Origin of the sequence: Silvanigrella sp. (genome assembly GCF_044369315.1) — a bacterium.
GTDB lineage: Bacteria > Bdellovibrionota_B > Oligoflexia > Silvanigrellales > Silvanigrellaceae > Silvanigrella.
The window spans coordinates 1-8770 of the sequence record NZ_JBIPMD010000135.1; the positions used below are offsets into that span (position 1 = coordinate 1).

The window sequence follows — 8770 nt, forward strand, 5'->3', positions numbered from 1 at the left end:
GTTTTATAATCGAATTCGTGCTCATTCTGCCCTTGATTATCATGCACCTTTAGAATATGAAGAAAATTATGAAATTTAATAGTCCACTTTTCGGGGATCATACCAATTGTTGTTATTTGTATTGTTAGTAGTTTGATTATTAATGATTGTATTATTATTTATATTTCCGTTATTAGTAGAATTATTATTGTTGTTATTTATTATTGAAGTATCAGCTGGAGTGGAGGAATAAAGAATAGTGAGTAGTTCTGTAAAAGTTTCAGGAAAAGATGGATATTTATAGGTAACAATTAATATTGCTGAACTATTTTCATCTTGAGTGGGACTGTATTTTAATTTAATTTTGCAAGAATTGGTTTTCTTTTGATTTATTACACAATCATTTTCTAAGATAGATAAATGATTAGGATTTTTTTGTAGTATAAAATCCTCAAATATTATTGGCATGCTGTTTGGATTTTTAATCTCAATTTCCTGATCTAAAGTTTTATTCACTTGAGCTTTAATAGTATATGATTCTTTTAATGAAAACAAAGGCTTGGAGTCTGCTGGTTTGGTATCACTTTTTGAGTTTTGCGAAGCAGAACCGCTATCCTTATTATTAATCCCTACGCTTCCTTTACTACATGAAATTAAAAATAAAAACCCTATAATACTTATTAAGCTACAAACAAAATGATTATATTTAGTTGAAAAATATTGGTGAATCATTTTTTCCTTTCTAACATAAACATAGAATAAAAATTGTTATTAAAATGAATTTAGTATTAATCGGTAGAAAAAAAAAATTAAGTGAATTCTGTAGGAAAAATAGGGTTCTGTTTCAAAAAATGTTCAATTGAGAGTATAGTATCTTCCTTGGATTGTTATTGGAGGAAGTAGAGATTGATTTCAAGTGGAAGCATACAGAGTGAATGATTATAATAATGGCAGTCCGCTGGTATCTAGCCTACTCTTTAAGCTATAGTCAACTAAAGTGGGGCCACACCATTTAATTTGGGCGGGACTTATTTACCACTGGGTCTGAGGTGGATTAATTTGGGCCGATGGAAAATATTCAAGGTGGTCTAATCTGAGCCGGACTACCCCACAATTCGCTCCTGACGATTTTCCAAAGAGGGCCGCAATAATTAGCTGGTTACCAATTTATCTTTGATCTTTGTTTGTAAGGTTCTGTTGTAAAGCTTTGTTACTTTTATTTCTTTGCAAAAGAACCTTTTTTTTAACATGGAGGTTAATTAAAGTGATTAAAATATTATTATTTATTCTTAGTAACATTTTTATTATGAATGAGGTTTATGCAGAAGAAATATATGTAATATGCACTTCAAGAAATAAGTCTTGGAATTGGTTAGTAATTAATAATCAATTTGTTTCTGTAAATGGGGAATGGCAGAGCCAATATGCGAATATTAACGAAGATATTTATAGAGTAATCAATTATTTTCAAATTGAAGAAGATAAAGTAATTGAGTTTCAAAGTGAATGTCAAAAACAATTTGGCCCATCCTTTCTATATGCACAAGCAGCCTATTCGAAATTTTCAGGATGGTTTTTATTTGGAAAAGAAAGAAAATTATTTGCTGGGGTAGCAAAAATCTCTTATTGCTTCTTTACTTCACAGCAAACAGATAGTTCCGATATGTGTGTCCCCAGAACAAAAATTATAGAACCGTTATAGTAAGAGTTTTCAAATTCACGTGTTAAAACATAAAATAAAGAGAAAATAGCAACGAATGATATTGATAATTTTAAAAATTTAATTGAATCATTAAAAAATGAAATAAATATTCCAAAACAGGATATTCATAAATTATGTTTCTGTATTTGCTAATCCAAGATAATGAGATACGCGAGAATAAATTTTATTCCAAATAAATTTCTCAATAAGAACTTCACCAGTTAAAATTCCTTTCGCATCAAGAATTAATAAAGACTCTTTTGCTTTTGATTCTTCAAACTCTTCTTTCCATTGATAATTTAAGGCGATAAATCCCACTTTAGTATATAAAGGTTTTAAAGGCTCTGGAGCATTTGCAATGATATGAGTGTGCCCAGATTCAATTACAATGCGAACAATTTGCCTAATCATATTTATAAAAACATCGCTTTCTCTGTAATCTTTATCCCATGCGAATTTTGAAATTTCAACAAATTTTTTTGACCAAAGCCATTCTGGTACTTCATTTACGAATTGATTCATTTCCGTTTTATTTTTATCTCTTAAATTATAAATAATTCGAATACATGCAACAGGTTTTTTTCCAACTTTACATAATACTTGTCTTGAATAGTTATCATATTTATCTTTATAAATTTCGTCATTATTTTCATTATTTATTTTAATGGATTCAAATAAACCTATTTTTCTAAGTTGAATTACTTTTTCCATATCAAATTTATCTAATGCATAATAATAGGATAAGCTATTTTCAATAATATCTACAGGTAAATTATTTTCTCTTAGCTCTTTTGGTGTTACTTCAACTCCACAAAACAAAATATATTCAACCATAACTTGTAAAAATTTTGAATTTGTTTTTTCAAATTTTACGTGCACATAATATTTATCTTTTTCAGACGGTTTATTAGAGTTTATTGTTTGTTCTATTTTAACATTAACAAAAAACTCATCTCCTGCAGGAATGCTTACTTTTAGTTGTAGTTCTAAATTAGGAATGAGAGTTTTATTTCTAGCAGATGTCATTAAAATCATTCCAGTCGAATGAATACTTTTAATTTTAAAAATTAATTTTTCATGAAAAAAGAAAGGGTCTTCACACCAGCAATGTGGTGAAAAAATATCTGGAATTTCATAATTTTTAATATCGCTTTTAGGATTATTATCATTAATAAACTCAATTCCATATCTTAAATATTTAATTTCTTCGATTGTGTTTTCAAGAATACAAACAACTCTGCCACGACAAAAGGAATTTTTTTTATTTCGAGTTTCATAATATATTTTTACGGTATCGCCTTTTTTGGGATATGTTGATAATTTTTGATCAATAATATAAATGTTACTTCCCCATGGTGAGATATCTGTAATTTCTCCATGAATTGATCTCGCTTCATCTTCGTCTTTTATATAAATTTTTATACCTTCACCAATAAAAACGCTTCTTCGAGTATCTCTACGATTTTCTATTGTATCGGTCATAATCAATTCCACAAAAAACGAATTTAAAAGATTAAATTCGTTCGTTTATTAAATTTTTACTAAATGCTCTTCGGAAGAAAGGAATGAATTAGAAAGAGGAACGCATGAAAGAGTCAAATTATTTATATAAAGAAAAAAAGAGAAAGGCGACAGGGATTCCTAATATTAGGGAATCAATGCGATCGAGAAATCCGCCATGTCCTGGAAGCAAATTGCCACTATCTTTGTAACCTCCTGCACGTTTAAAAGCGCTTTCCATGAGATCTCCTAACTGACCCGCAATTCCCATACATATTCCAATAAGAATCGCATACCATGCAGGAAAGGGGAGGTTGAAAAAATGAGATAAAACAAGAGCTGTTAAGCCGCTAAAAAGCAAACCTCCAATAGCTCCTTCAATACTTTTTTTAGGAGAAACCTTAGGAATGAGTTTATGTTTTCCAAAACGAGAACCAATAAAATAAGCTCCCGTATCTCCCATAAGAATGGTTGCTAAACAAAAATAGAGTTGTGCGCTTCGGTAAGAGCCATCAAATTGGATCATGCTTAATTTCAGCAAACAAGCAGCAGGCAGGGCAAGATAGATAAAACCAGCAATGACATTTAAAAGCTTATTCGATGCCGTATGCATGTCATGAGCTCTTCTATATATAAGTATTGCTGAAATAAAAAAACAAAGAAATGTCCAGCTAATAGGAATAATAAGTATTTTTTGGGGTTGTTTTTCAAAAATATATGTTGAAATATAATAGGAAACAATTAAAAATGCATATGAAAATCCAATTGCAAAATGTTTTGCTTTTAACTTTGGTCTAGGTTGTTCTACGGCAATAGAGCCGTCCATGATATTCCAACGAAGAGCTGCAAACTCGGTTCCGGAAAGAAAAATGGCTACTGTTATTATGATAACAAATAGATGAGGAAAAAGATGTTCTGGTGAAAAGCTTAAAACATATACGATAAGCGCTGAAAAAATGGTTGCAGTTAATAAACGAGTTTTGAGCATATATAAAAAACCAATCTTATAAATTTGAAAAGTATCCATTCCGGTTTGGCCGGTTTGCATTCTGCAATATGCCATAGTAATCAAAGTCTATCAAATAGACATTCCTGCGACCTAAATAGTCGCTTACTTTGGAGTCTAGTATATGAATGTTCTTCAGTTTAAGAAAAAGAGTAAAGATAAATCAGCTAATGTATTGTTTAGTTCTAGTGAAATTAAGATGCTTCCTCCAGAAGTGTCTGCAATTGGGATAGATCTTGGAACAACAAACTCAGTAGTTTCCGTATTTTCATATGGTGCAACCCATCCTGTTACCTTAAAATATGAAGATACTTTATTAGTTCCTTCAATGGTATATTTTAATTCTGAAAATAATATTGATATTATTGGGGAACAAGCAAAAAGAAAGTTAGATACAGAGCCATCAGAAGTTATAAAAAGTACTAAAAAAAATATGGGTAAAAGCGCCTCTTATTTTAAATCAAATGAAAAGTCTTATACTCCCGAAGAAATCGCTTCTTTGGTTTTAAATTATTTAGTCTTACACCCTGTATTACAAGAAGAAAAAAATAAATTTGGTGGTATTTGGGCCGTTATCACTGTGCCAGCACATTTTGACGATGCCGCACGGCTCGCTACGATTGCAGCAGCTGAAAAAGTAGGAATTCATGTTTTAAGAATTGTGAATGAACCCACAGCTGCAGCACTCGCTTACAGTATGATGCCCGAAGATAAAAAAAACGATAAAGAAACACTTGCTGTTTTTGATTTTGGTGGCGGAACTTTTGATGTCAGTATTGTTGATAGAGATGGTTTTGTTTTTAATGTATTAAGTAGTGAAGGTGATGTTCATTTAGGTGGTGATGATATTGATGACGCCGTTGCTCAATTTCTTTTAACAAAAGTCCATCCTCAATTAGTGGCGCGCCGTGCTTTAAAAGATTCTGAGCTGTATCGTAATTTATTAGTGCACGCAGAAAATGCTAAAAAAACTCTTCAAACAGAAGGTTTAGTTGAGGTTTCTCATCCAGATCTTGATGGAAAAGGTTGTAGTATACAAGTCGAAATAAATCGAGAACAATTCGAAAATTTAATATCACCTACATTGCAAAGAACACTTTATTTAACTGAAAGTGCCATGCATGCTGCAAAGCGAAGTCCAAAAAATATTTCTCGCATTCTTCTTGTTGGCGGAAGTACTCGTTTAAGTTTAGTTCGAAAAATGCTTTCCGATTATTTTCCTTGTATGGTTGATGCTAGACTTGAACCCGATTTAGCGGTGAGCTGGGGGGCTTCCTTACAAGCAGCAATCATTCTAGGAATTCAACCAGATACAATTTTAGTTGATGTCTGTAGCCATACTTTAGGAATTGGTGTTGTCGAAAATACAGAGTCTATTAATGAAAACTTTAAAATTGTAGCAAAAAAATTTGGTATTCCATACCCTATATCTGAGCAAGAACTTCACCGTAAATTAGGTTCTCGTATTGAAGAATTTAATAAAGAACTACAAAAAATGTTATTTGTTGCTCCTATTTTACATAGAAATAGTGCTCTTCCTGCAAGAAGATCTGAGTTTTTTAATACCATTTGTAATAATCAACATGCAGTTCATGTTGTTGTGGTTCAAGGTGATGGAGATACCGTTGGAGAAAATAGATTGATCGGATCTTTTCTTTTTGAATTAGAGCAACCATGTCCTAAGGGAACAAGATGTGAAATTCAATTGACCTATGATGTAAATGGAATGGTACAAGTATTTGCAAGACAATTAGGTACTAAGAATGAAGCAAAAGCGCAATTTGATAGCAGAACCGGTGAGGTTACAGGCTGGACATCTCTTGGCCAAGAAGATATGAATCCATTTATTGACGTGAAAACGGACAGCGTTGATGAAATATATGCAAATGTGAATCCAAAAGAGATAAAAACAATTTACAAAGAAGAAAAAAATATTCTGTCTTTTCCTTTTGGGGGTAAAACAAATAAAAATGAGAATGAGTTTAATTCTGATTTAAATTTGAATTCAGGAATCATGAATGCATTAATTTTAAGAGCTAAAAGAAGATTATCACAAATGGATTCTGCTTCCTTAGAGTTTCTTAAAGTATCACAATTATTGTCTCAATATTCCGACTTATTATTAAAGTCACAACAGGGACAAGATAACGATGAAGATATTGAAAGTGTTGAGATTGAATTACTTTCTATGCTAGAGGGTAAATAAGTTGATAAAAAATTCATTTATAAAAAAAATTGCAATTGAAATAGAAAATGATTTTTCTATTTTTGAAGATTATTTACTTGCTCCAACAAAAATTCACGAATTTAAAAACTTTTTAGCCAAATATAGAGGTATTTTTGATTCTGAATTTAAACATGACTATGAAATAAAACAAAGTGCTGAACAAACGGCAGAAAATATAATTCAATTTTTTATAAATATTTTTGCTAAAATTGGTTTAGCAGAAGAATCTGTAGAAAATATTAAAGAGATTCTTTCAGAAACAGAAAAAATTGTTAATTTAACTCTTTATTATTGGTTTGGATTAAATGATCGAAATTATCAATTTAGAACCTTAGTTCATTTTTATAATATTGATGGAATTGGTTCTGTTTTTTTAACCAAAAATAAACAAGATTTTGCAGTATCATTAAGTGAAGACGGGATTCGTTTTGGTGTTGTTGAAAGTGCGCATGAGCCAAAATGTATGCCAGTTTCAAAAGTTTGTGAACTTAGTCTTTTTAATGAATTTTCTGATGAAAGATCTCTTATAGCTAGAATAAGAACAGTCCAACGAGAAATTTGTTTATTAATAGACGACTGGGAGCATTTAAATTCGATTTTAGCTGTTGAATACGGTCGAATTTATGTTGAACTTCAGCAAGAACAAAATAAAAAAAATGAAGAAGCCTTTGAAGAAGTTGTCTTAAAAATGAATTTAAGAAGAGATACTTTAGCTCAATGGTGTCTTCAATCTTTTTGTGATTTTCAAGAATGGCTTACTCAATTTATGAGCTATAAAAATCTTTCAGAAGATATTTATTCTGAATTAGATGCCACCTCGGGAGTTTTGCTATCAGGTGTTCAAAAAATATTTTTACCAGCTTCTGTAAGCAGGCATCGATATTGTGATGAAGTACTTCCGTTGTTAGAAAAATTTGCTAAATCACGCATTAAATTAAATGAAGAAGATATGTCTTCTCATTTGTTACTTCAAGCTGTGCAAAGTGCAATGGGTCATGACTTTTCATTAAATGCTATAGATATCATAAATAAACGACCTTATGAATGGAAGCTTTCATTTGATCCATCATCTGCTCTCAAAGCCTTTTGTTGGAGTTATTCTAAAGATCATCATTTATTATTATGCATTATGTATGCAATTTGTTTCTTTAAAAAAGTATTGCCTAATTCTTTAGATTCCAATTTATTATCTGATATTGCAACAACAATTCAAATGCCAGAGACTTTTCCTCATGACATTTCAAATCGAGTTGTTCATAATAAAAAGACAAACATGAGCGATTCCGATAAACAAATTTTAATAAATGCTTTAACCCATTATTTAGATAATAATGTAAAAATAAATAAAAATAATGAAGAACTCATTCAATATATTCGTAATGTTATTTCTCAAAACAAGGTTGTTAACGAATGAATTATTTTTACGATGAAAAATTTGAAGAAAATATGATTGTTCCAAGAAGAAGAGCGGCAAGTGAAATTAAATTGCTGAGACTTGAGCTTATTCCTAAAGGGAAAACACCATGCGAAGAAATTGGAAGCGAATGGTCTTCTGCTCAACCAGCAGAAAATCTTTCTCCTTCTAAAGCGGCTTCCAGTCTTGGAATTGAAATATGGTCACCACAATCTGTAGTGAAAAAAAGATATAAAATACTTCAACTTCGTTATCCACCAGATCAATTTGTAGAAAAACATATTGAATGGCGTCCTTCCGCTGAATTGCTTGGTAATCCAAGAAGTCGTTTAAATTGGTTTTGGCAAAGTGGATTTGTTCCTTTACCAGAAAGTAATTTAAATTTTAAAGAAGGTTCTATTTGGGATAAAGAAAATGCAGAGCCTATGATTCACTCACGGCTCGCATTAAAAAGATTAATTCAAAATTTTAAATAATAATTTTATTTTATAACGGTTTGGTCCATAGCCATTGCATTAAAGAAAGCATAAGTCATATAAAAGTTTCCACTGTCACCTGCGTCTGAGCTCCAAGAATTTCTAATTTTTAATAATTTTTGACCATCATCATATCCAATGACAACAACTTCATGGCCTGCCTCTGGTTTTTCTGGACAGTAATTTGTATGATCTCCTGGTTGCTTACAAGCCCAAAGACCTCCATGATTAAAGTCCCCATCATCCACTTTTACATCAAAACCATTAACGGAAACGTGATTTCCTTTAATATCTGCTAAGGCTGTGCCTATGACTACTCTATTTCCGTTATCTATTGCCGCGTGTCCTACCAATAAGTGCATTTTACAAACAAAATGAATGCTAGTAAATTTTTTATAGAGAGTGGTTTTTGATTTTGTTGATGGTATCGAGATAATTCCAAGGCAACCAATCTTTTGGGTTTTGT

At 31.1% G+C, this 8770-nt stretch carries 8 protein-coding genes; 4 read left to right on the plus strand and 4 right to left on the minus strand.

All coding sequences use genetic code 11. From position 1 onward, the window contains the following. Positions 1 to 75: 75 nt before the first annotated feature. Complete coding sequence (locus ACIQ56_RS11065; protein ID WP_397601119.1) at positions 76 to 711, minus strand: hypothetical protein; 636 nt, start codon at positions 709 to 711, stop codon at positions 76 to 78. A 532-nt stretch (positions 712 to 1243) separates the two neighbouring features. On the opposite strand from ACIQ56_RS11065, the gene ACIQ56_RS11070 reads away from it, so the two are divergent. Beyond that, positions 1244 to 1681, plus strand: a complete 438-nt coding sequence (locus ACIQ56_RS11070) for a hypothetical protein (RefSeq protein WP_397601120.1) — start codon at positions 1244 to 1246, stop codon at positions 1679 to 1681. A gap of 132 nt (positions 1682 to 1813) precedes the next feature. On the opposite strand, the gene ACIQ56_RS11075 is transcribed toward ACIQ56_RS11070, so the two are convergent. Both ACIQ56_RS11075 and ACIQ56_RS11080 read right to left on the minus strand, forming a co-directional pair. Next, positions 1814 to 3163, minus strand: a complete 1350-nt coding sequence (locus ACIQ56_RS11075; RefSeq protein WP_397601121.1) for an N-acyl amino acid synthase FeeM domain-containing protein — start codon at positions 3161 to 3163, stop codon at positions 1814 to 1816. A gap of 118 nt (positions 3164 to 3281) precedes the next feature. Next, positions 3282 to 4229: a phosphatidate cytidylyltransferase gene (locus ACIQ56_RS11080; protein ID WP_397601122.1), complete on the minus strand. Its 948-nt coding sequence runs from the start codon at positions 4227 to 4229 to the stop codon at positions 3282 to 3284. Positions 4230 to 4311: 82 nt separating this feature from the next. Between ACIQ56_RS11080 and ACIQ56_RS11085 the strand changes: the two genes are divergently transcribed. The 3 genes from ACIQ56_RS11085 to ACIQ56_RS11095 are packed head-to-tail and all read left to right on the plus strand — an operon-like array spanning position 4312 to position 8304. Continuing rightward, positions 4312 to 6393, plus strand: coding sequence for an Hsp70 family protein (locus ACIQ56_RS11085; RefSeq protein WP_397601123.1), 2082 nt, complete (start codon positions 4312 to 4314; stop codon positions 6391 to 6393). A 1-nt stretch (position 6394) separates the two neighbouring features. After that, positions 6395 to 7828, plus strand: coding sequence for a hypothetical protein (locus ACIQ56_RS11090; RefSeq protein WP_397601124.1), 1434 nt, complete (start codon positions 6395 to 6397; stop codon positions 7826 to 7828). Continuing rightward, the gene (locus ACIQ56_RS11095; protein ID WP_397601125.1) at positions 7825 to 8304 is read left to right on the plus strand and encodes a hypothetical protein; all 480 of its coding nucleotides are present in this window, start codon (positions 7825 to 7827) and stop codon (positions 8302 to 8304) included. Before ACIQ56_RS11090 ends, ACIQ56_RS11095 begins: the two co-directional genes overlap by 4 nt. 5 nt (positions 8305 to 8309) lie before the next feature. Here the strand turns inward: ACIQ56_RS11095 and ACIQ56_RS11100 are convergent. Next, the coding region (locus ACIQ56_RS11100; RefSeq protein WP_397601126.1) for a C1 family peptidase at positions 8310 to 8770 on the minus strand (461 nt) is incomplete at its 5' end.

Coding starts and splice junctions, on each gene's coding strand:
- ACIQ56_RS11075 (WP_397601121.1), bottom strand. CDS start 3,163: ATGACCGATACAATAGAAAATCGTAGAGATACTCGAAGAAGCGTTTTT.
- ACIQ56_RS11080 (WP_397601122.1), bottom strand. CDS start 4,229: ATGCAAACCGGCCAAACCGGAATGGATACTTTTCAAATTTATAAGATT.
- ACIQ56_RS11065 (WP_397601119.1), bottom strand. CDS start 711: ATGATTCACCAATATTTTTCAACTAAATATAATCATTTTGTTTGTAGC.
- ACIQ56_RS11085 (WP_397601123.1), top strand. CDS start 4,312: ATGAATGTTCTTCAGTTTAAGAAAAAGAGTAAAGATAAATCAGCTAAT.
- ACIQ56_RS11095 (WP_397601125.1), top strand. CDS start 7,825: ATGAATTATTTTTACGATGAAAAATTTGAAGAAAATATGATTGTTCCA.